Raw genomic sequence first — 22,658 nt, 5'->3', positions numbered from 1 at the left:
CCATACTCAGCCTCGGGAAACCTGCCATGTCACTGCCTGCCCTGCTCGAACAACGCTTGCGCCTGCCGGTGGTAGCGGCGCCGATGTTTCTGATCTCTAATCCGCGACTGGTACTGGCCTGTTGTGCCAATGGCGTGGTCGGCAGTTTCCCGGCTCTGAACCAGCGCGACAGCGCCGGCTTCAAGGCCTGGCTGGAAGAAATCGAAACGGGCCTGGCGGCCCTCGACCAATCTGCACCCTATGCCGTCAACCTGATCGTGCACCAGAGCAACCCGCGCCTGCAGGCAGACCTGGCGCTGTGCGTCGAGCACAAGGTGCCAATTGTCATCACCAGCCTCGGGGCGGTGAAGGAACTGGTCGATGCCGTGCACAGCTATGGCGGCCTGGTGTTCCATGACGTGACCACCCGCCGGCATGCCGAGAAAGCCGCCGAGGCCGGTGTCGACGGTCTGATTGCCGTAGCCGCGGGCGCCGGTGGCCATGCCGGTACCTGGAGCCCGTTCGCCCTGGTCGCCGAGATTCGCCAGTTCTTCGACAAGACCTTGCTGCTGGCCGGTTGCATAAACCGTGGCCAGGAAATCCTCGCCGCGCAGTTGCTGGGCGCTGACCTCGCCTACCTGGGTACGCGCTTTATCGCCACCCACGAGAGCCAGGCGCCGGGGCCTTACAAAGAAATGATGCTTGAAGCCAAGGCAGCCGATATCATCCACACCGCTGCGGTTTCCGGGGTGCCTGCCAGCTTCATGCGCCAGAGCCTGGAAAACGCCGGTTTCGACATGGCCGCCCTGCGCAGCCACACCGAGACCAAGCTCAAACCCATCGACGACGAGGCCAAGGCCTGGAAGACCGTCTGGTCTGCCGGACAAGGTGTCGGTGCCATCGACCAGCTCTGCTCGGTCGAGCAACTGATTACCCGCCTGGATACCGAATACCGCCAGGCGCACGCCTCGGCCACAGCCCTTGGCCATCGCTGGCCGGGCTGACTCACGCTTTATCACGGCAAAGGAAGCCCGCATGTATGACACCCTGACTCTCGCCAACTCGAGCAAACCCAAGGTCATGAGCCTGGAAGGGCGAATTGGCCGCGTGCGCCTGCTGGCCTGGAGCCTGGTCTTGTTCGCTGCGACCATCGGCGGCATTTTCCTGGTGGCCTTGCTGTCCAGTTCAATGTCGCTGGACCTCGGCGGCCTGATGATGATCGGCCTGTTGTCGGCACGGATCCTGAGCATGCTGTTCATTGTCCAGCGCCTGCACGACCTGAACTGGAGCGGCTGGTTCTGCTGGCTGTCGATCCTGCCATGGGTCGGCAACTTCTTCATCCTGGTGCTGGTACTGATGCCCGGCACGCGTGGCAGCAACCGCTTCGGTGCGCCGCCAGTGCCCAACAACAACGCCGTGGTGATCCTGGCCTGGCTGTGGCTGGTCCTGGTTGCCGGGCTTGCATACGTCACCGTCACCCGCCCCGGCATCTAGACACGCCACGGGTAGCAGCACTCCGGGCCCGGCACCTGTAAACTGCGCACTTTGGCCACCCTTCCCGACTGGAGAACTGCATGACCCGTTACGCCATGATCACCGGTGCCTCCAGCGGCTTGGGCCTGGCACTGGCCGAGGCGCTGGCACGTCGGGGACGCAATTTGATCCTGGTGGCCCGACAGCGCGACCCGCTGGAAAGCATCGCCATCGAGCTGACCCAGCGGTTTGGCGTCGAAGTGCTATTTCGTGCCTGCGACCTGGGCGAGCCGTTGCGGTTGTCGGGGTTCCTGCTGGAGCTGGAAGAAAGCGAGCGGCACATCGACTTGCTGGTCAACTGCGCCGGCATTCGCTCCTACGGGCACTTTCTGGCCCAGGAATGGAGCGATGAGCAGGACCTGATCGAGGTGAACATCCTTGCTCTGACCCGCCTCTGCCACGCCCTTGGCAATGCCATGGCGGTTCAAGGCGGCGGGCAGATCCTCAACGTCGCTTCGCTTGCCGCCTTCGCGCCCGGCCCGTGGATGAGCAGCTATGCGGCAAGCAAAGCCTATGTGCTGCACTTTTCCGAAGGCCTGCGCGAAGAGCTCAAACGCACCGGCATCAAGGTTTCGGTGCTGTGCCCAGGCCCGGTGCGTTCGCCGTTGCGGCGCATCCCGCGGCTGGAAAACGGCCAGCGCAGCCTGAGCCCGGAAGAAGTCGCGCTGTATACCGTACGCGCCCTGGACAAGAACCGCGCATTGATCATCCCCGGCCGGCGCAACCGCTGGCTGGCCTTCAGCCCGCGCTGGCTATCGCGCTGGCTGGCACGCAAGCTGGCCGGCGCCATCAACCAGGCCTATTGCCCGCGCTAGTTGTACAGGGCTGGGCGCAAGCGTCTGGCCTGCGTACACTCAAGTCCGATCACCCTCATGGAGCAGCCGTAGTGGATACTCTGTTTACCAAGATCATCAACCGGGAAATCCCGGCCAAGATCATCTACGAGGACGACCAGGTTCTGGCCTTCCACGATATCGCCCCGCAGGCACCGGTACATTTTCTGGTCATCCCGAAAAAACCGATCCGCACCCTCAACGACCTGACCGAAGAAGACAAGGGCCTGGCCGGGCACATCCTGTTCACTGCCCAGCGGCTGGCCAAGGAACTGGGCTGCGAAGACGGCTTTCGCGTGGTCATGAACTGCAATGAGCTGGGTGGGCAGACCGTCTACCACATTCATATGCACGTGCTTGGCCAGCGTCAGATGCACTGGCCACCGGGCTGATCCAGGGCAAGCCCCGGCATCGCGATTGGGGTAAACTGTCGGGCACATTCTTGCGGAGGTGCCCGATGGCTACCGAACGTCACTATTCCCCGCTCGACCGCTTGTTGCTGCAGGCCGACACCGCCATGCGCACCTTGCTGCCCTTCAGCGGCCAGCCTTCCCGGCCGTCGCCGGCGATCATCCAGCCGGATGTCACCCTCGACGAAACCCAGACCCGCCATGTGGCCGGGCTCATGCGTATCAACCATACCGGTGAAGTCTGTGCCCAGGCGCTGTACCAGGGCCAGGCCCTGACCGCCAAGCTGCCCCAGGTTCGCAAGGCCATGGAACACGCCGCCGAAGAAGAAATCGACCACCTGGCCTGGTGCGAACAACGCATTCGCCAGCTCGGCAGCCACCCCAGCGTGCTCAACCCGCTGTTCTACGGTATGTCCTTCGGCATCGGTGCCCTCGCGGGCCTGGTCAGCGACAAGGTCAGCCTGGGTTTTGTCGCCGCCACCGAGCATCAGGTGTGCAAGCACCTGGACGAACACCTGGAGCAAATCCCGGCCGAGGATGAAAAATCCCGGGCGATTCTTGAGCAGATGCGCATCGACGAAGAACAACATGCCGAATCGGCCCTGGATGCTGGCGGCTTCCGCTTCCCGGCACCGGTCAAGTTCGGCATGAGCCTGATGGCCAAGGTCATGACCAAAAGCACTTATCGTATCTAGGACCACCGATGACGGAACGCTTCGACGCCAAGGACCTGGCCCGCGCAGTCAGTGCCGGCGTTCTGAACCCGGGCCAGGATCAGGCCCTGCTTGAATTTCTCAAGCGCCAGCCGCAAACCCAGGCCAGTTTCCAGCTGGCCCACGTGGCGTTTTACTTCGGCGCCCTGCTGATCATGGCCGCCATGGGCTGGCTGCTCAGTGAAGCCTGGATGCGCGTCGGTGACAGCGCCCTGCTGCTGGTCTCACTGATTTATATCGGCGTACTGACCCTGGGCGCCTTGCTGATGCAACGCCGCGGCCAGGTCATCCCTGCTGGCGTACTTGCTGCGGTGGCGGTAAGCATCGTACCGCTGGCAGTGTTTGCGGCGCAGCGACTCAGCGGTTTCTGGCTACTGGACAACGCCCAAGGCAACTACCACAACTACTACACCTACGTGCAGGACGGTTGGCTGCTGATGGAAGCGGCGACGATACTGGCCGGTTTATTGATGCTGCGCCTGATCCCGTTTCCGTTCATCGTCATGCCGATTGCCGTGGCCTTGTGGTTCATGTCCATGGACCTGAGCGAATGGTTCTATGGCGAGGCCTTCGACTGGAATCAGCGGCGTACGGTGTCACTGTGGTTTGGCCTGGCGACATTGCTGGTGTTCCTGGTGATCGACGGTCGCACCCGCCAGGACTATGCCTTCTGGGGCTATCTGGCCGGATTGCTGGCCTTCTGGCTCGGCTTGCCGCTGCTGGATACCGACAGTGAATGGGACAAAGCGCTTTATGGTCTGATCAACCTTGGCCTGATGGGCATAGCACTGTTGCTGCGCCGTCCGCTGTTCATGGTCTTTGGTGGCATGGGCGTGGCGATGTACCTGGGTTACCTGTCTTACGAGGTGTTTGCCGAGTCGCTGCTGTTCCCGGTGGTGCTGACCCTGATCGGGTTGGGCGTGATTGGCTTGGGGCTTTTCTATCAGAAGCACCGCGAGGCTTTGAGCAGCCGTTTGCAGGCGCGATTGCCGCAAGGCTTGCTGAAGCTGCTGCCGGGGTTGCGCCACTGATGATTCGGTTATTTTGCCTTCGCTTGCTGCAAAGCCTGGGGCTGGTGCTGGTGGCTTATCTGTTCGTGTGCCTGCTGACTGCCGGCATGAGCGGGGAACCCTTTAGCCTGAAACTGCCTGACATCTCCCAACCTGATGGCAACAGTGCCGTCGACCTGTGGGTGTTCTCACTGCCCGGGCAACTGCTGTTGCTGCTGGCCGGCTGCTTCATTCACAGGCAGCGCCTGCTTGCCTTGGCCTTTGTGCTATCGGCCGCGCTGACGGCCTGGCTGCAGTGCCTGATATTTGCCGACGCCTTTGGCAATACCTGGAGTAGCGCAGAAATCGTCGGTCTGCTCGTCTTCAACCTGCACTGGTTGGTGGTGGCGCTGGTTCCGGGGCTGGCCTGGCTGATCGGGCTGGAGCGCCTGCGCCGTTAGCCCGCCCCCACAGGAGCGGGCTTGCTGGTAATCAACCGAGCTCGACAATCTCGTAGCTGTGGGTGATCTCGACACCGGCCCGGCCGAGCATGATCGAGGCCGAGCAATACTTCTCTGCCGACAGCTCGACCGCACGCTTGACCTGGGCTTCTTTCAGGCCACGGCCCTTGACCACGAAATTCAGGTGGATTTTGGTGAATACCTTCGGGTCTTCGCTGGCGCGCTCGGCTTCAAGGAAAGCTTCGCAGCTCTCTACTGCCTGGCGGGATTTCTTCAGGATGCTGACCACATCGAAGTTGCTGCAGCCACCCAGGCCCAACAGCAGCATTTCCATGGGCCGTACACCCAGGTTGCGGCCACCGGCCTCGGGCGGGCCATCCATCACGACCACATGGCCACTGCCCGATTCGCCCAGAAACATGGCTTCACCTGCCCACTGGATACGCGCCTTCATTACCTGGACTCCCTTGATTGAAAAAAGGCTGCCAGCTTAGACCCTGCGAGCCCGGCGGAAAAGCTCAAGCGCATGAGTAAATCTGCCGATAGAAGGACAAGTGTCTGATAAGCTGACGCCAAATCACTGGCGCTTATCGCCAGACTATCTATAAAAGAAATTGAAGCGTCGCCTCCTGACCGGGATCCAGCCATGGTTGCATCAGCCCTTCCAGCCAAGATCAAGAACATCGACAAGCTGCTGGTCCATTGCCAGCGCCGCCGCTATGCGGCCAAGAGCAACATCATCTGCGCCGGTGACAAGGCCGAAACCCTGTCCTTTATCGTCAAGGGCTCGGTGACCATCCTAATCGAGGATGACAACGGCCACGAAATGATCATCGCCTACCTCAACAGTGGCGACTTTTTCGGCGAGCTGGGGCTGTTTGAACCAGCCGGCCAGGAACACCAGCGCAGCGCCTGGGTGCGGGCCAAAAGCGAATGTGAAGTTGCAGAAATCAGCTACGAAAAATTCCGTGAACTGGCGCGTCACGACCCGGACATTCTCTATGCCCTGGGCAGCCAGATGGCCCAGCGCCTGCGCAACACCACGCGCAAGGTCGGCGACCTGGCCTTCTTCGACGTCACCGGCCGGGTAGCCCGCTGCCTGCTGGAATTGTGCAAGCAGCCGGATGCCATGACCCACCCCGACGGCATGCAGATCAAGATCACCCGCCAGGAAATCGGCCGCATCGTCGGTTGTTCGCGGGAGATGGTTGGCCGCGTCCTCAAGGATCTCGAAGAGCGCAGCCTGGTACACGTCAAGGGCAAGACCATGGTGGTCTTCGGTACCCGTTAATCGCGGGCGATGCCCTTGATCACTTCGGCATAGGCCTGGCCAAGGCGCTCGAGCAGCGGCGCCTCGGGCACCACCTCGTGCAAAGCGATGTGGCTGTCGGCCAGGCAGCGCTGCTCCAGCTCGCAGCATTCGTTGAAGCGGTTGACCGCCGCCACCATCGACTCGCGCTGGTTATCCAGCAACAGCGCACCATGCACTAGCACTACCGGGCGCTTGCCACCCAGGCCCTGGCGCCAGCGCTGGGCAGTGCCGACCAGTTTGCGACCGTTAAGGTTGACGTTGTAGCGGCCATCGCAGAACGCCCCTTCGATTTCCCCCACCGATGCCATCCCGCCCCATTCGCGCAGCACATCACACAGCGGCAGGCACAGGCGCTCGTAGGCGTTTTCGATACGGCCGTGATCACCTTCGCTTTTTGGTGCGACGTAAACCAGTGCGATGTTGATCACCGCCGGCGACTGCGGCACTGGCTCACCACCGGTTTCGCGCAGAAGCACCGGCCAACCGGCAATCGCAAGCTCGGCGCAGGCCGCCTCGAAGCCTTCGAGGCGGCTCATGCGCCGGGGCATGACCAGGGCATGATCGGTCGGTCGCCAGAACAACAGGCCATGATCCTTTTCGCCCTTGCATACCGCCGCCAGCAGCTCCTGTTCGGCGTGCAGCCCGGCCTCGACAGTGACATCAAGCACTTGATCAGTCATCGCATTAACCTTGTAGAGACAAAAAAGCCGGCATCGCCGGCTTCAGAGTTGAATCAGTCCAGGCCTTGCACCGGGTTCTGCACCACACGCTCCGGGAAGAACAGGCGCTGCAGCTCCAGCCCCGGGTGTTCGGCGCGCATGAACGCTTCGCCGACCAGGAAGGAGTAGACCTCGTTGATTTCCATCAGCTCGACGTCGGCGCGGTTGAGGATGCCGCTCTCGGTAATGGCCAGGCGATCACGGGGGATGCGCGGCAGCAGGTCGAGGGTGGTTTCCAGGCTGACTTCAAAGGTGTGCAGGTTGCGGTTGTTGACGCCCACCAGCGGCGTGTCGAGAGCCTTCAGCGCCCGCTCCAGCTCGTCGCCGTCGTGCACTTCGACCAGCACATCAAGGCCCACGCCTTTTGCCGTCGCGGCCAATTCGGCCATCTTCACGTCATCCAGCGCGGCAACGATCAGCAGCACACAGTCGGCGCCCAGGGCCCGGGCTTCGACGATCTGATAAGGATCGATCATGAAGTCCTTGCGAATCACCGGCAGCTTGCACGCGGCGCGCGCCTGTTGCAGGTAGATGTCGCCGCCCTGGAAGTAATCGACGTCGGTCAGCACCGACAGGCAGGTCGCGCCGCCCTTCTCGTAGCTGACGGCAATGTCGGCCGGAATGAAGTTTTCGCGGATCACGCCCTTGCTTGGCGAGGCTTTCTTGATTTCGGCAATGACTGCAGGCTGCTTGCGCTTGGCCTGTTCGATAAGGGCCTTGGCAAAACCGCGTGGCGCATCGGCAGCGGCCGCCAGGCGTTCAAGCTCGGCAAGGCTGACACGAGCGCTGCGCTCGGCGACTTCTTCGACCTTGCGCGCCAGAATGTTTTCCAGAACCGTCGGCACACTCATCCTTCATTCTCCTGCTTGAATACCGCGGTAAAGGCACCGAGCTCTTCGAGTTTTTCCCGGGCAAGGCCAGTGTGCAATGCGTCGTGAGCCAGCTCCACGCCCTGCTTGAGGCTCATGGCGTGGTCGGCGGCGTACAGTGCGGCGCCGGCGTTGAGCACAATCATTTCCGCAGCCTTCTGGCCGTTCTCGGTCTTGCGCCGGCCCAGGGCATCGCGGATCAGCTCCAGCGACTTGGCCGGGCTCTCCACGGCCAGGCCATGCAGGCTCTGGCTTTTCATGCCGAGGTCTTCGGGCTCGACCCAGTACTCGCTGATCTGGTCGTTCTTGAGTTCAGCAACGAAGGTTGGCGCCGCCAGGCTGAATTCGTCCAGGCCATCTTTCGAATGCACCACCAGCACATGCTTGCTGCCCAGGCGTTGCAGCACTTCAGCCAGTGGGCGGCACAGTGCCTGGGTGAACACGCCGACGACCTGGTGCTTGACCCCGGCCGGATTCGTAAGCGGGCCGAGCATGTTGAACAGGGTACGCAAGCCCAGGTCACGACGCGGGCCGGCGGCGTATTTCATCGCCTTGTGGTGGGTCTGGGCAAACATGAAGCCGATGCCGACGCTGTCGATGCAGCGTGCGACCTGCACCGGCGTCAGGTTCAGGTAGATGCCAGCGGCTTCCAGCAGGTCGGCGCTGCCACTCTTGCCCGAGACCGCACGGTTACCGTGCTTGGCCACGGTGCAACCGGCGGCGGCGACGACGAAGGCCGAAGCGGTGGATACGTTGAAGATGTTGGCGCCATCACCGCCAGTGCCGACCACGTCGACCACCTGGTCGAGGGTGTTGAGCTCGACTTTGTCGGCCAGCTCGCGCATCACCGACACGGCACCGACAATTTCATCGATGCTCTCGCTCTTCATGCGCATGCCCATCATGAAGGCGCCGATCTGCGCCTCGGTGCATTGGCCGGTCATGATTTCGCGCATGACGTCGCGCATTTCTTCGGTGCTCAGGTCCAGGTGGCCGACGATGCGGCTCAGCGCGCTCTTGATATCCATGTTCGATCCTTAACGGCGGCCGCCGGTCTGCTTGAGGAAATTGGCGAACAGCTCGTGGCCCTGCTCGGTGAGGATCGATTCGGGGTGGAACTGCACCCCTTCGATGTTCAGCTCTTTATGGCGCAGGCCCATGATCTCGTCCACCGAGCCGTCTTCAAGGGCGGTCCAGGCGGTCAGTTCCAGGCAATCGGGCAGGGTTTCGCGCTTGACCACCAGCGAGTGGTAGCGGGTCACGGTCAGCGGGTTGTTGAGGCCGGCAAACACGCCCTGGTCCTTGTGCAGCACCGGGCTGGTCTTGCCATGCATCACCTGGCGGGCGCGCACGACTTCACCGCCGAAGGCCTGGCCGATGGACTGGTGGCCCAGGCATACGCCGAGGATCGGCAGCTTGCCGGCAAAATGCTTGATGGCCTCCAGCGACACACCGGCTTCGGTCGGGGTGCAGGGGCCAGGGGAAACGACAATGCGCTCGGGGTTAAGGGCTTCGATCTGGGCGATGGTCAGTTCGTCATTGCGAATGACCTTGACCTCTGCACCCAGCTCGCCGAGGTATTGCACGACGTTGTAGGTAAAGGAGTCGTAGTTGTCGATCATCAGTAACATCTGGGTTCAACCTCTTGCATCTACTGACTTTGAATACATGCCTTTCGATGTGCCTGTGCGCGGTGCTACAGGTGCGAGCTTCCCGGTGCACACCAGCAAGCGCCGGTTACAGCAGGTAAAGCATTCAGAAAGGCAAAGCGGTACAGGGCCGGCTAACCGGCAAGAGATAAAGTCAGGCGCGCCAACGCCAACGGGCGTGGGCCTTGATAACGCGCATCAAGAGTTTGCTGACGATCAACACGGGGTAGGTCTCGTTCATACGTTCCCGCACAGTAGCCTACCGGCGCGGTCCACGCAATATGACGGTGGCATGCCGAAACGCTTTAGCGATGGAAGACGCGCGGAATGTTTTGCTAACGTCGTAAGGCGTCATCCGATAACAACAACGAAAAAGGATCTTTGCGATGTTGAACGCGCGCTCCCTGTTGCCTTGTGCATTCTCGCTGCTGGCCCTGGCCTGCTCCAGCGTCCATGCCGCCCCCTCCCCTTACTCAACTCTGATCGTCTTCGGCGACAGCCTTGCCGATGCCGGGCAGTTCCCCGACAGCAATGGCCCGGCGGGTTCCACCCAGCGCTTTACCAACCGGGTCGGGCCAACATACGCCAACGGCGAAGCCTTCGGCGCGGTTTCGCCCATGCTGCTCGGTGCCCAGCTGGGTGTTGCTGCGGCCGACCTGGGCGCTTCGACCTCGCCAGTCAATGCCGCGCTGGGTCGCCCGGACGGCAACAACTGGGCAGTGGGTGGTTACCGTACCGACCAGATTCTCGACTCGATCACTGGTACTTCCGACGTGAACATTCCACCGGGCAACCCCGGCGCCGGCACCGTGCTGCGCGAACGCCCGGGCTATCTGGCCGGTGGTCTGCGCGCCGACCCCAACGCGCTTTACTACCTGACCGGTGGCGGCAACGACTTCCTCCAGGGCCAGATCACCAGCCCGGCAACCGCCGCAGCTGCCGCCAATCGCCTGGCCGCCAGCGCCCAGGCCCTGCAACAGGGTGGCGCGCAGTACATCATGGTCTGGCTGCTGCCCGACCTGGGCCTGACTCCAGCCATCAACGGCACGCCGATGCAGGGCCCGGCTTCGCAGTTGAGCAGTATCTTCAACCAGCAACTGGTCGGCCAGCTGAGCCAGATTGATGCACAAGTTATTCCGCTCAATGTGCCGTTGCTGCTCCAGGAAGCCCTGGCTGCTCCGACGCAGTTCGGCCTAGCCAGCGGGCAGAACCTGGTCGGTACCTGTTTCAGCGGCAATGGCTGTGTGCAGAACGCAACCTACGGCATCAACGGTGCCACGCCCGACCCGAGCAAGCTGCTGTTCAACGATTCGGTCCACCCCACCAGTGCTGGGCAGGAGCTGATCGCCGACTACGCGTTTTCGATTCTTTCCGCCCCTTGGGAGCTGACGCTGTTACCAGAAATGGCCCACGCCAGCCTGCGCGCGCACCAGGATGAACTGCGCAACCAATGGCAAGGCCGCTGGCAGCCGGTTGGCCAATGGCAGGCCATCGTAGCCGCCGGGGGGCAGAACCTGGATATCGACAGCCAGCGCAGCTCGGCCAGCGCCGACGGCCATGGCTATAACCTGACCCTGGGCGGCAGCTATCGTCTGGACGAGGCCTGGCGTATTGGCATGGCCACAGGCGTTTACCAGCAGAAGCTCGAAGCCGGCGAGCAAGACTCCGACTACAAGCTCGACAGCTACCTGGCAACCGCTTTCGTGCAGTTCCAGCAGAACCAGTGGTGGGCCGATGCCGCCCTGACCGGCGGGCACCTGGACTACAGCGACTTGAAGCGCACCTTCGCCCTGGGGGTAAATGATCGCAGCGAGAAAGGTGATACCGATGGCGAACTGTGGGCCTTCGCCGCACGCCTGGGTTATGACCTGGCAGCGCCCGGCAGCCAGTGGAGCCTGTCGCCGTTTGTCAGCGCCGACTATGCGCGGGTGAAGGTCGATGGCTATTCGGAGAAAGGTAGCCGCGCCACTGCCCTGAGCTTTGACGATCAGGACCGCGAATCGCGGCGCCTGGGCCTGGGCTTGCAGGGCAAGTACCAGGCCGGGCCCAGCACCTTGCTGTTCGCCGAAGTCGCTCACGAGCACGAGTTCGAAGACGACCAGCAGGACCTGACCCTCCACCTCAACAGCCTGCCGGGCAACGACTTCACCCTGACCGGCTACACCCCGCAGAGCAATCTGAACCGGGCAACCCTGGGGCTGAGCCAGAGCTTGGCACCGGGCCTGGCCCTGCGCGGCAGCTACAACTGGCGCAAGAGCGACGAGCTGACCCAGCAGGGGATCAACCTGGCATTAAGCCTGGAGTTCTAGGGAAGGGAACAGCGCCTGCTACCAACAGGCGCCGTGGATCAGGCTCAGTTGCGTGGCGTCTGCTCGGCCAGCGCCACCGCACGGAACATCGCCCGGCGCTTGTTGATGGTTTCTTCCCACTCGAGCGCTGGCACCGAGTCGGCAACGATGCCACCACCCGCCTGCACATGCAGCTCGCCGTCCTTGATCACCGCAGTACGGATGGCAATTGCGGTGTCCATGTTGCCGTTCCAGGCAAAATACCCCACCGCACCACCGTAGACGCCGCGTTTGACCGGCTCCAGCTCATCAATGATTTCCATGGCGCGGATTTTCGGCGCGCCGGACAAGGTGCCCGCCGGCAGGATGGCACGCAGGGCATCCATGGCGCTCAAGCCCTGCTTCAGCTCGCCGGTGACGTTGGACACAATGTGCATGACGTTGGAATAACGCTCGATCACCATCTTCTCGGTGACTTTGACCGAGCCGGTTTCCGACACCCGGCCAGCGTCGTTGCGGCCCAGATCGATGAGCATCAGGTGCTCGGCGATTTCCTTGTCGTCAGACAGCAAGTCTTCTTCCAGCGCGCGATCAGCCTCTTCGGTGGCGCCGCGTGGGCGGGTACCGGCGATCGGGCGCACGGTGACCAGGTTGTCTTCGACCCGTACCAGCACTTCCGGAGAGCTGCCCACTACGTGGAAGTCGCCGAAGTTGAAGAAGTACATGTATGGCGTCGGGTTGAAGCAGCGCAGCGCCCGGTACAGGTCGATCGGCGCGGCCTTGAAGTCGATGGACATACGCTGCGACGGTACCACCTGCATGCAGTCGCCAGCGAGGATGTATTCCTTGATGGTATCGACCGCACGTTCGTAGTCGCTCTGGGTAAAGCTTGAGCGGAACTCAGGTTCTGCCGGCAGCGGCCCACCCAGATCGAGGCCGCGACGCGGGGCGATAGGCTGGCGCAGTTGCTCAAGCAGGCCTTCGAGCCGGGCCAGGCCGTTTTCGTAAGCGTCTTGTTCAGCCGGATCGGCGAGGACAATGGCGTGCATCTTGCCGGCCAGGTTGTCGAACACCACCACGGCATCGGAGACCATCAGCAAGATGTCCGGCACGCCCAGCGGATCAGGGTTCGGGCACTTGCCCAGGCGCCGCTCGACATAACGCACGCAGTCATAACCGAAGTAGCCGACCAGGCCGCCGTTGAAGCGCGGCAGGCCGGCGATGGTCGGCACCTGGTAGCGCTCCTTGAAAGCTTCGACGAAGGCCAGCGGATCTTCCACTTCGTGCTGCTCGACCAGTTCACCGTCATGGGTGATCCGCACCTGGTGATCGTGCACACGCAACACGGTGCGGCACGGCAGGCCGATGATCGAGTAACGCCCCCACTTCTCGCCGCCCTGCACCGATTCGAGCAGGTAGGAGTTGGCGTGGTCAGCCAGTTTCAGGTAGATCGACAGCGGCGTGTCGAAGTCGGCCAGGGTCTCGCAGGCCAGGGGAATGCGGTTGTAGCCGGCAGCGGCCAGGCGCAGGAATTCTTCGCGGGTCATGATAGCCTCGTGGCAAGCAGCAGATGGGTCAGGCAGGCAAGCAGGCCGGCGTGGGCCGGCGGATAGCAGTCAGGCGCGCCAACGCCAGCGGGCCAGGGCCTTGATGACTTTCATCCAGAGTTTGCCGATAACCGCCACGATGGAATCTCGATCTGAGGGGGATTGAACGTCCGCCAACGTTATCCCAGTGGCCGGATCTAAGCAACCAGGCAACAGCGCGCGCAGGTCGTCGATGACCAGGCACGGCGCCTCTTCGCTGATCGGCCGGCCATGGTTGTAGCCATAGGTCAGGCCAACGCATTTGACCCCGGCAGCCTTGGCCGCCAGCACGTCGCTGCGCGAGTCGCCAACGAACAGCGCCTGCTCGGGCTCGACGCTGGCCATTTTCATCACGAACAGCAAGGCAGCCGGATCGGGCTTTTTCTGCGGCAGGGTGTCGCCGCCGATGATCCAGCGGAAATAACGGCCGATTTTCATCTGGTCAAGCAAGGGTGCAACGAAGCGCTCGGGCTTGTTGGTGATCAGAGCCATTTCCACGCCCTGCTTGTGCAACCACTTGAGGGTGTCGCGCACGCCGGGGTAGACCACCGTCAGCTCATGGCTTTCGGCGTAGGCCTGCATGAACAGCTCCAGGCCCCGTTCGGCTTCGTCGTCATCCACTGCGCCATGCTCGATGCCACCGGCCAGCGCGCGGCGCACCAGCACCGGCGCACCATTGCCGACCCAGTGGCGGACCGCCTCAAGGCCAGCGGGCGGGCGGCCCATTGCGAGCAGCATGTTATCCACCGCCGCTGCCAGGTCCGGTACCGAATCGATCAGGGTACCGTCCAGATCAAACATCACCAGTTTGGGCAGGGCGCCGGGGAACAGCTGCTCGAAGCCACTCATGGGCGGGCCAGGGCCAGTTCGGCGTGCATCTTGGCAATCACCTCACGGTAGTCCGGGGTGTTGAAGATCGCCGAACCGGCGACGAAGGTGTCGGCGCCAGCAGCAGCGATTTCCCGGATGTTGCCGACGTTGACGCCACCGTCGATTTCCAGGCGGATGTCACGGCCGCTGGCGTCGATCAGCGCGCGGGCTTCGCGCAGCTTGTCGAGGGTGCCGGGGATAAACTTCTGGCCACCGAAGCCCGGGTTGACGCTCATCAACAGGATCATGTCGACCTTGTCCATCACGTACTTGAGGGTATCGAGCGGGGTCGCCGGGTTGAACACCAGGCCGGCCTTGCAACCGCCGTCGCGAATCAACTGTAGCGAACGATCGATGTGCAGGGTGGCTTCCGGATGGAAGGTAATGTAGCTGGCGCCGGCTTCGATGAAGTCACCGATGATGCGGTCGACCGGGCTGACCATCAGGTGCACGTCGATCGGCGCGGTGATGCCGTATTTGCGCAGGGCGGTGCAGACCATCGGGCCGATGGTCAGGTTGGGCACGTAATGGTTGTCCATCACATCGAAGTGAACGATGTCGGCACCCGCGGCCAGGACGTTGTCGACTTCCTCGCCCAGGCGGGCGAAGTCGGCAGAAAGAATCGAGGGGGCAATAGCGTAGGGCTGCATGGCGCACCTGTAGGCAGAATCACAGTGGCGCGCATTGTACCTCAGGGAAACGCTCAGGGGCTGACCGGTATCAAGCATGGCGGGGCCAGCCCGCTCCTACTGTTTTGTAGGAACGGGCTGGCCGCGATAAAGGACTCAACCCGGCTGCTGGGTACGCAGCTTCTCGCTGCGCCCACGCAACCACTCCAGGGTCAGCAACAGCACCACCGAGAAGGCAATCAGCAAGGTTGCAGCGGCGGCGATGGTCGGGCTGAGGTTCTCGCGGATGCCGCTGAACATCTGCCGTGGCAGGGTCGCCTGCTCGGGGCCGGCAAGGAACAGGGTGACCACCACCTCGTCAAAAGACGTGGCGAAGGCGAACAGCGCACCGGAAATCACCCCCGGGGCAATCAACGGCAACGTCACCCGACGGAAGGTGGTCAGCGGCGAGGCGCCAAGGCTGGCAGCAGCGCGCACCAGGTTGTGGTTGAAGCCCTGCAGGGTCGCCGAAACGGTGATGATGACGAACGGCACACCCAACACCGCATGCACCAGGATCAGCGAGATAAAGCTGTTGCCCATGCCCAGCGGGGCAAAGAACAGGTAGCTGGCCACACCGATGATCACCACCGGCACCACCATGGGCGAAATCACCAGGGCCATGATCAGCGACTTGCCGGGGAAATCACCGCGAGTCAGGCCGATCGAAGCCAGGGTGCCGAAGATCATCGCCAGCACCGTGGCCGCCGGGGCGACGATGATGCTGTTCTTCAGCGCGCGCATCCACTCGGCGGAGGCGAAGAAGTCGTGGTACCACTGCAGCGAAAAGCCCTGCAGCGGGTAGACCAGGAAGCTGCCGGAGTTGAACGACAGCGGAATGATCACCAGCACCGGCAACACCAGGAACAACAGGATCAGCCCGCAAAGGATGCGCAAGCTGTAGAACCAGACCCGCTCGACGGGCGACATGTAGGGGCTCAGCATGACAACGCTCCTCAGCTCAGGCGCAGGCGGCTGGCGCCGACCAGCCAGCTATAGATCAGGTAAAGCAGCACGGTGGCCAGCAACAGCAGGCCGCCCAGCGCGGTCGCCATGCCCCAGTTGATGCTGGTGTTGGTGTAGAAGGCCACGAAGTAGCTGACCATCTGGTCGTTGGGGCTGCCGAGCAGCGCCGGGGTGATGTAGTAGCCGATGGCGAGGATGAATACCAATAGGCAGCCCGCGCCTACGCCGGCGTAGGTTTGCGGGAAGTACACCCGCCAGAAGCTGGCGAACGGATGACAGCCCAGGGATATCGCCGCACGCATGTAGGTGGGCGAGATGCCCTTCATCACGCTGTAGATCGGCAGGATCATGAACGGCAGCAGGATGTGCACCATGGAGATGTACACCCCGGTGCGGTTGAACACCAGTTCCAGCGGTTTGTCGATGATGCCCATGGCCATCAGCGCGCTGTTGATCAGCCCGCCCGATTGCAGCAGCACGATCCAGGCCGCGACCCGCACCAGGATCGAGGTCCAGAACGGCAGCAGCACCAGAATCATCAGCAGGTTGCTCTGCCGGGTCGGCAGGTTGGCCAGCAGGTAGGCCAGTGGATAGGCCAGCACCAGGCAGATGGCGGTGATGACGAAGCCCATCCACAGGGTACGGGTAAAGATGTCCAGGTAAATGGCCTGGTCCGGGGTGGCCTTGGCCAGCTCGCCGAGGTCATCGATGCGATGGTCCAGGGCCGCCAGCAGGTAGAACGGGGTGACGCTACTGGTGTTACGGCGGATCGCCTGCCAGTAGGCCGGATCGCCCCAGCGCTCGTCCAGTTCCTGCAGGGCTTCTTTATAGGAAGCCGGCTCGGTCTTGAACGGCAACGCTCGCGCGGTCTTGGCCAGCAGGCTGCGATAGCCGGCCAGCTCCATGTTCAGACGCTTGGAGGTATCGCCCAGGGTCTGGTTCTTGCGTGCTTGCGCGAGGTCTTCGCTTAGCGCCTTATATACCGCCTCCCCTGGCAGGCCCTTGCCGTCCCACTCGGCCACAGCCGTCACAGTCAGCGGCAAGCCGCCGACCACTTCCGGGTTGCCCACGCTCTTGTACAACAGCGCGGCAATCGGCACGAGGAACACCAGCAGCAGAAACAGCGCCAGCGGTGCGATCAACGCTTGCGCCTTCCAGCGGTTGACCCGCTCGGCACGCTTGAGACGCTGCTTGAGGTTGGAACCGGCGCCTTCATTCAGGGGCACTGCGATGGCCATAGCGAACTCCGAAATCTTGAGAACAAGGAGCGCCGGCGGCAAGCCGACGCCCCATCAGCAGCCCTTACTTGGCAGCCCAGGCGTTGAAGCGTTGCTCCAGCTGCTCGCTGTTGTCGGCCCAGAACGCCACGTCGATCTGCACCTGGTTGGCGATATTCTCCGGGGTGGTCGGCATGTCTTTCTTGATCTCGTCGGACAGCAGCGCGACGGCCTTGGAGTTGGCCGGGCCGTAGGCGATGTTCTCGGAGTAGGTCTTCTGCTGTTCAGGCTGGACCGAATAGGCGATGAATTTCTTTGCCTCTTCAACATCCTTGGCGCCTTTGGGGATGGCCCAGGCGTCGAAGTCGTAGATACCGCCGTTCCATACGACTTTCAGGTTGCTCTCTTTTTGCACCGCGGCAATCCGGCCGTTGTAGGCCGAGCTCATGACCACGTCACCCGAGGCCAGGTACTGCGGCGGCTGGGCACCGGCTTCCCACCACTGGATGCTCGGCTTGAGCTCGTCGAGTTTCTTGAAGGCGCGGTCCTGGCCTTCTTTGGTGCCAAGCACCTTGTAGACGTCCTTGGGCGCAACGCCGTCGGCCATCAGGGCAAACTCGAGGGTGTACTTGGCGCCTTTGCGCAGGCCGCGCTTGCCCGGGAACTGCTTGGTGTCCCAGAAGTCGGCCCAGCTGGTCGGCGCGGTCTTCAGTTTGTCGGCGTTGTAGGCCATGACTGTGGACCAGACGAAGAAGCCGACACCGCACGGCTGGATAGCGCCGGGAACATAGTCGGACTCGTTACCGAACAGCGCCGGATCAAGCTCTTCGAACATACCCTCGTCGCAACCACGGGCCAGCTCCGGCGACTCGACTTCCACCAGGTTCCACGACACGCTCTTGGTGTCGACCATGGCTTTGACCTTGGCCATTTCACCGTTGTACTCGCCAGCGACGATCTTGCCCTTGCCCGCCTTCTCCCATGGCTCGTAGAACGCCTTGACCTGGGCCGCCTTGTTGGCGCCGCCGAAGGAAATCACGGTCAGGTCGGCCGCCATGGCCTGGCTTGCCGCAAACAGGCCCAGGGTCAGGGCGGTCAACTTCAAGTGCTTGAGCATTATTATTCTCTCCACAGAACAGGGTTGGTGAAGCAAACCTTCAATTGGCTTCCAGCAGAGGATCGAGCGCACGGGCGTGCTCTACCTGCCAGCCAAGCGGTACCACATCGCCCACGGCCAGGGCCGGGTCGAGTTCGGCAATCGGCTGCTTCACGAAGAAATCGGCCTTGCCGCAGACTTCCAGGCGTACCCGCACGTGGTCGCCCAGGTAGATGAATTCGGCCACGCGCCCGGAGAAACGGTTGACGCAGCTTTCGCTGTGGCCGTTGAGGCGCACGCGCTCGGGGCGGATCGACAGGGTTACCGGCTCGCCGGCCTGGCCGACATTGACCGCCAGCGCCTCGACCTTCTCGCCGCGCGGCAGCAGCACCTGGCAACGCTCGCCATCGTGGCTGAGCAAGCGGCCATTGATGCGGTTGTTTTCGCCGATGAAGTTGGCGACGAAGGTGTTTTTCGGCTCTTCATACAGGGTGCGCGGGTCGGCGATCTGCTGGATCTCGCCCTGGTGGAATACCGCGACGCGGTCGGACATGGTCAGCGCTTCGCCCTGGTCGTGGGTCACGTAGACCACAGTGACGCCCAGGCGCTGGTGCAGGTGCTTGATCTCCATCTGCATGTGTTCGCGCAGTTGCTTGTCCAGAGCGCCCAGCGGTTCATCCATCAGTACCAGCTGCGGCTCGAACACCAGCGCCCGGGCCAAAGCCACCCGTTGCTGCTGGCCACCGGAAAGCTGGCCGGGGTAACGCTGGGCGAAAGCGTCGAGCTGGACCATGTTGAGCACGCGCTTGACCCGTTCGCTGATGTCGGTCTTGCTCAGGTTGCGCACGCTCAAAGGGAAGGCCAGGTTCTCGGCCACGGTCATGTGCGGAAACAGCGCGTAGTTCTGGAACACCATGCCGATGTCGCGCTTGTGCGGCGGCACGTTGTTGATCGAACGGCCAGCCAGCTGGATCTCGCCTGCCGTCGGCGTTTCGAAGCCGGCGAGCATCATCAGGCTGGTGGTTTTGCCGGAACCGGACGGGCCGAGCAAGGTGAGAAACTCACCCTTGCGGATATCCAGGTTGAGGTCTTTGACGATCAGCGATTCGCCGTCGTAGCTCTTCTGCACACCACGGAAGCTGACCAGCACTTCGCCGGTTGCAGCGCTCGAATTCACCTCACTCATACCCGCACCTTTTTGTTGGATGACTGCTGTATCCAAAGCCTAGTGAAGGCGGCAAGCGGCGCAAATCGGCGGTGGAGAGAGATTGATATCAGCAGGATGGAAGGCTTGGGGTAGGGATTGCCCTACAAGAGTGACGTTTTTGGATATGTGCATGGCAGGTTCAATGCTATCGCGGGTCAAGCCCGCTCCTACAGATCCCTACTTTGTAGGAGCGGGCTTGACCCGCGATGAGCTCAGCGCAATGTCGCTTCTGGAACACTCACAACAACTTGTGCTCCATCGCGTACTTCACCAGTTCCGCCAGCGAGGTGACATTGAGCTTCTGCATCAGCCGCGCCTTGTGGGTGCTGATGGTCTTGTTGCTCAGCGCCAGTTGCTGGGCAATATCGTTGACGTTAGCGCCCTGGGCCAGGCGCTCGAACACCGAGAATTCGCGCTCAGACAGCAATGAATGCAGCGGCCGGGCATCGGTGAGGCCGACCTCGAAGACCATGCGGTCAGCCAGGTCCGGATCGATGTAACGCCCGCCACCGGCGACCCGACGAATCGCGGTGAGCAGCAATGCCGGATCGCTGTCCTTGGTGGCGTAGCCGGCAGCGCCGACTTTCAGCGCCCGCGCTGCCATCTGCGCTTCGTCGTGCATCGACAGCACCAGGATCGCCGGTGGGTTGTTCAAGGCGCGAATCCGCGGGATCGCCTCCAGGCCATTGACCCCGGGCATGGAAATATCCAGCAGCACCACCTCGCACGCGGTATGGCGCAAGGTTTCCAGCAGCTGTTCGCCATTGCCGGCCTCCCCTGCTACCTGCATATCCTTGGCCAGGCCGATCAACTGCTTGATGCCTTCACGGACAATGGTGTGGTCTTCGGCAACCAGTACTCGAATCACGCAATGCTCCTAATCCAGGGGGATGGCCACGCTCAGGCTGGTGCCCTCGCCCGGCTCGCTTTCCAGGGCCATGCTGCCACCGAGCATCAGCACCCGCTCACGCATACCGACCAGGCCAAAGGACGTTGGCCGACTTTGCTCAAGGACAAACCCTACGCCATCATCGATCACCGTCAGGCGCAGGGTCTGGCCATCGAGGCTCAGGCTGATCTGCACAGTATGCGCCTGGGCATGGCGCATGACATTGGTCAGCGCCTCTTGCAGGATGCGGAACAGGCCAATGGCCTTGGCATCACTCAAGGGTGGCAGATTCTCCGGTACCTGCACCAGGCAGGGGATCTGCGTGCGCGCCTCGAAACGCCGGGCCTGCCACTCGATGGCCGAAGCAATGCCGGCATCGAGGATCGGCGGGCGCAAGGCGGTGGCCACATCGCGCACCAGCTGGAACAGCTGGGCGATCAGGCGCTTCATGCTGCCCAGGCGCTCGTTGAGGCCGGGGTCCAGTTCGGCGTAGGCCAGTTCGCACATGGATGTTTCAAGCTTGAGCACCGTGAGCATCTGCCCCAGCTCATCGTGCACTTCCCGGGCAATACGGGCTTTTTCTTCCTCGCGAACGCTTTCCAGGTGCGCCGACAGTTCGCGCAGTTGCTCCTGTGAACGGGCAAGCTCGAGTTCGACGCGCTTGCTCTGGCTGATGTCCCAGACCACTCCGTCCCAGACCACCCGGCCATCCGCCAGGGTGCGGGTACTGGCCTTGATGTCGGCCCAGCGCTGCTCGCCCTGGCGGGTCAGGATCCGCCCTTGCCAGGACCAGTCGCTGTCAGTGGCCAGGGCCAGGTCCTGGACCCGGTGGTAATCGGCGCGGTCGTCAGGGTGCACCAGGTTGCGCAGGCCCATGTCCGGATGCTGCAACGCCGCAGGCGCATAGCCCACCAGGGCTTCACTGCCTTCACTGATGTAGGGGAACTCCAGCTCGCCTTCGGCCGGGTTGCGTTCAAGGCGAAACACCAGGCCGGGTACGTTGCCGGCAATACCCTTGAGCCGTGCCTCGCTCTCGCGCAGCGCCGCCAGGGCGCGCCTGCGTTCGGTGACATCGGCAAGAAACACCACCAGGTATTCGGCATCACGAAAGCGCAGAAAGCTCAGCGACACATCCACCGGCAGCAGGCTGCGATCGGCACGCAGGCACCGGGTTTCAAAATGCTGCGGGGCTTCATCGCTGGCACGGGCACGCTTCCACAGATCGAGCCAGCGGTCCATGTGCAGGTTCGGCTCGAAATCAATCAGCGGCCGATCGATCAGCGCCCCCGAGGGGTATCCGAGCATGCTTTCGGCGGCCCGGTTGGCATAGCGCACATGGCTGTCCCAGTTGACCCAGAGAATGCCCACGGTGCTCTGGTCGATGGAAAACTGGCTCAGGCGCAAGGCTTCTTCGCGGGCCTGGCGCTGGGCCAGGGTGTCGCGGGTGGCCAATAGACTGTGCTCGAGCTGCTGTAGTTGCCGACGCTGCCAAATGACGATGGCCACGCAACTGAGCAGCAGCGCCGCCAGCAACAGACCCAGGTTCTGCCAAAAGCCCGGGGATTCGCTCAGGCGCGGGTATTTAGGCTCCAGCCAGCGCTGGTGGAGTTGCTCCAGGTCCTTGGCCGGAACGGCCTGCAGGCCGCGCTCAAGAATCTCGGCCAGCTCCGGCCAGTCCCGGCGCGAGCCGACCCGCAGCAACTGCGGCAGGCCGATATCACCGACCACCACCAGCTCGCTGAATTCACTTTCCCGAGACAGACGGCTCAACTGCGCTTCATCTACCACGGCAAACCGCGCCTGTTCGCTTAGCACCAGCTGCAACGCCTGGCGCTCCTGAGGCACGCCTTGCAGGTTGAGGTTGGTGTAGGTGGCACGCAGGTAGTCGGCGACAGTGCTGGGCATGCGCACGGCGACCCGATCGGTACTGGCGAGCTTCTCCAGATCAACCGCCACCGCGCCAGTACGCGGGCCGACAATCAATTGCGGCACGCGCATGTAGGGATCGCTGAACAACCATAGGCGCAGGCTGGCAGGTGTCTGGGTCAGACCCGGGGCCAGATCGACTTCGCCGGCCTGCAGCGCATGCTCAAGGGCAGCCTGATCGGTAAAGTTGCGCCAGGTAAGGTCCAGCCCCAGCGAACGGCCAAGCCAGTTCATCAGCTCGACGTTGACCCCATAGAGCTGCTGCAGGCGCCGGTCGAACTGGGCAAAAGGTGCCTGCAGCACCAGCCCGACGCGCAGGCTGCGGTGTTGCTCAAGCCATTGCTGCTGGGCCGGCTCCAGCACAACCTGCGCAGGCGCGGCAGGCGAAGCTGCCCCTGTGATCAAGGGCAGGCAAAAACAGCCGATAAGCAACAGGCAGCGCAAAAGCTTCATCTGCACTCTCATCAAGGGTAGGACG

The 22,658-nt window shown here is 62.6% G+C and carries 23 protein-coding genes; 9 read left to right on the top strand and 14 right to left on the bottom strand.

Annotation, left to right across the window (positions count from 1 at the left end; translation table 11 throughout):
- Positions 1–26 precede the first annotated feature (26 nt).
- The 7 genes from UB48_RS17465 to UB48_RS17435 all read left to right on the top strand — a co-directional run bounded on the left by UB48_RS17465 (position 27) and on the right by UB48_RS17435 (position 4,918).
- On the top strand, positions 27–983 hold the full coding sequence (locus UB48_RS17465) for a nitronate monooxygenase family protein (protein WP_045199339.1): 957 nt from the start codon (positions 27–29) through the stop codon (positions 981–983).
- 31 nt (positions 984–1,014) lie between these two features.
- A complete protein-coding gene (locus UB48_RS17460) occupies positions 1,015–1,473 on the top strand; it encodes a DUF805 domain-containing protein (protein WP_052676537.1) in 459 nt (152 codons plus the stop codon).
- A gap of 80 nt (positions 1,474–1,553) precedes the next feature.
- Complete coding sequence (locus UB48_RS17455) at positions 1,554–2,327, top strand: SDR family oxidoreductase (protein ID WP_045199338.1); 774 nt, start codon at positions 1,554–1,556, stop codon at positions 2,325–2,327.
- A gap of 71 nt (positions 2,328–2,398) precedes the next feature.
- Positions 2,399–2,737, top strand: a complete 339-nt coding sequence (locus tag UB48_RS17450) for a histidine triad nucleotide-binding protein (protein WP_045199336.1) — start codon at positions 2,399–2,401, stop codon at positions 2,735–2,737.
- Between the two features lie 65 nt (positions 2,738–2,802).
- Positions 2,803–3,450 carry a 2-polyprenyl-3-methyl-6-methoxy-1,4-benzoquinone monooxygenase gene (coq7, locus tag UB48_RS17445; protein WP_045199333.1) on the top strand — a complete coding sequence of 216 codons (648 nt, stop codon included), beginning with the start codon at positions 2,803–2,805 and terminating at the stop codon, positions 3,448–3,450.
- 8 nt (positions 3,451–3,458) lie between these two features.
- Positions 3,459–4,499: a hypothetical protein gene (locus UB48_RS17440; protein WP_045199331.1), complete on the top strand. Its 1,041-nt coding sequence runs from the start codon at positions 3,459–3,461 to the stop codon at positions 4,497–4,499.
- The gene (locus UB48_RS17435; protein ID WP_052676536.1) at positions 4,499–4,918 is read left to right on the top strand and encodes a hypothetical protein; all 420 of its coding nucleotides are present in this window, start codon (positions 4,499–4,501) and stop codon (positions 4,916–4,918) included. The genes UB48_RS17440 and UB48_RS17435 overlap by 1 nt, the downstream gene beginning before the upstream one ends.
- Before the next feature lie 31 nt (positions 4,919–4,949).
- On the opposite strand, the gene UB48_RS17430 is transcribed toward UB48_RS17435, so the two are convergent.
- Entirely contained in the window at positions 4,950–5,372 is a 423-nt protein-coding gene (locus UB48_RS17430) for an OsmC family protein (RefSeq protein ID WP_010221469.1), read from the bottom strand.
- A 192-nt stretch (positions 5,373–5,564) separates the two neighbouring features.
- Here UB48_RS17430 and crp point away from each other — a divergent pair, with 192 nt between their 5' ends.
- A complete protein-coding gene (gene crp / locus UB48_RS17425) occupies positions 5,565–6,209 on the top strand; it encodes a cAMP-activated global transcriptional regulator CRP (protein WP_045199329.1) in 645 nt (214 codons plus the stop codon).
- Here the strand turns inward: crp and UB48_RS17420 are convergent.
- Genes UB48_RS17420 through UB48_RS17405 form a run of 4 tightly spaced genes read right to left on the bottom strand, consistent with a single transcriptional unit; the run spans position 6,206 to position 9,449 of the window.
- The gene (locus tag UB48_RS17420; RefSeq protein ID WP_045199328.1) at positions 6,206–6,910 is read right to left on the bottom strand and encodes a lipoate--protein ligase family protein; all 705 of its coding nucleotides are present in this window, start codon (positions 6,908–6,910) and stop codon (positions 6,206–6,208) included. The two genes, crp and UB48_RS17420, sit on opposite strands and share 4 nt — an antisense overlap.
- Positions 6,911–6,963: 53 nt before the next feature.
- A complete protein-coding gene (gene trpC, locus UB48_RS17415) occupies positions 6,964–7,800 on the bottom strand; it encodes an indole-3-glycerol phosphate synthase TrpC (protein ID WP_045199326.1) in 837 nt (278 codons plus the stop codon).
- The gene (gene trpD / locus UB48_RS17410) at positions 7,797–8,846 is read right to left on the bottom strand and encodes an anthranilate phosphoribosyltransferase (protein ID WP_045199323.1); all 1,050 of its coding nucleotides are present in this window, start codon (positions 8,844–8,846) and stop codon (positions 7,797–7,799) included. The genes trpC and trpD overlap by 4 nt, the downstream gene beginning before the upstream one ends.
- A 9-nt stretch (positions 8,847–8,855) precedes the next feature.
- The gene (locus UB48_RS17405; RefSeq protein ID WP_045199321.1) at positions 8,856–9,449 is read right to left on the bottom strand and encodes an aminodeoxychorismate/anthranilate synthase component II; all 594 of its coding nucleotides are present in this window, start codon (positions 9,447–9,449) and stop codon (positions 8,856–8,858) included.
- A gap of 404 nt (positions 9,450–9,853) precedes the next feature.
- On the opposite strand from UB48_RS17405, the gene estP reads away from it, so the two are divergent.
- Entirely contained in the window at positions 9,854–11,776 is a 1,923-nt protein-coding gene (gene estP / locus UB48_RS17400) for an esterase EstP (protein ID WP_045199319.1), read from the top strand.
- A gap of 44 nt (positions 11,777–11,820) precedes the next feature.
- Here estP and trpE read toward each other — a convergent pair whose 3' ends face one another.
- The 9 genes from trpE to UB48_RS17355 all read right to left on the bottom strand — a co-directional run bounded on the left by trpE (position 11,821) and on the right by UB48_RS17355 (position 22,633).
- The gene (gene trpE, locus UB48_RS17395) at positions 11,821–13,302 is read right to left on the bottom strand and encodes an anthranilate synthase component I (RefSeq protein ID WP_045199317.1); all 1,482 of its coding nucleotides are present in this window, start codon (positions 13,300–13,302) and stop codon (positions 11,821–11,823) included.
- Positions 13,303–13,371: 69 nt separating this feature from the next.
- Complete coding sequence (locus tag UB48_RS17390; RefSeq protein ID WP_045199315.1) at positions 13,372–14,190, bottom strand: phosphoglycolate phosphatase; 819 nt, start codon at positions 14,188–14,190, stop codon at positions 13,372–13,374.
- Positions 14,187–14,861 (bottom strand): ribulose-phosphate 3-epimerase, encoded by a 675-nt coding sequence (gene rpe, locus UB48_RS17385; RefSeq protein WP_045199313.1) that lies wholly within the window; start codon positions 14,859–14,861, stop codon positions 14,187–14,189. The genes UB48_RS17390 and rpe overlap by 4 nt, the downstream gene beginning before the upstream one ends.
- Positions 14,862–14,996: 135 nt before the next feature.
- Positions 14,997–15,824 (bottom strand): ABC transporter permease, encoded by an 828-nt coding sequence (locus UB48_RS17380; protein WP_045199311.1) that lies wholly within the window; start codon positions 15,822–15,824, stop codon positions 14,997–14,999.
- Positions 15,825–15,835: 11 nt separating this feature from the next.
- Positions 15,836–17,083, bottom strand: a complete 1,248-nt coding sequence (locus UB48_RS17375; protein WP_045199309.1) for an ABC transporter permease — start codon at positions 17,081–17,083, stop codon at positions 15,836–15,838.
- A 64-nt stretch (positions 17,084–17,147) separates the two neighbouring features.
- The gene (locus UB48_RS17370) at positions 17,148–18,179 is read right to left on the bottom strand and encodes an ABC transporter substrate-binding protein (protein ID WP_045199307.1); all 1,032 of its coding nucleotides are present in this window, start codon (positions 18,177–18,179) and stop codon (positions 17,148–17,150) included.
- Positions 18,180–18,219: 40 nt separating this feature from the next.
- On the bottom strand, positions 18,220–19,344 hold the full coding sequence (locus UB48_RS17365) for an ABC transporter ATP-binding protein (RefSeq protein WP_038998451.1): 1,125 nt from the start codon (positions 19,342–19,344) through the stop codon (positions 18,220–18,222).
- 259 nt (positions 19,345–19,603) lie between these two features.
- Positions 19,604–20,233, bottom strand: a complete 630-nt coding sequence (locus UB48_RS17360) for a response regulator transcription factor (RefSeq protein WP_045199305.1) — start codon at positions 20,231–20,233, stop codon at positions 19,604–19,606.
- 9 nt (positions 20,234–20,242) lie between these two features.
- Positions 20,243–22,633, bottom strand: a complete 2,391-nt coding sequence (locus UB48_RS17355) for a transporter substrate-binding domain-containing protein (RefSeq protein WP_045199303.1) — start codon at positions 22,631–22,633, stop codon at positions 20,243–20,245.
- Between the last annotated feature and the right edge of the window lie 25 nt (positions 22,634–22,658).

The organism is Pseudomonas sp. 2(2015), from assembly GCF_000955865.1.
Lineage (GTDB): Bacteria > Pseudomonadota > Gammaproteobacteria > Pseudomonadales > Pseudomonadaceae > Aquipseudomonas.
Note: the sequence above shows the minus strand (reverse complement) of the source record. Positions and strands in the feature narration are given on the sequence as shown.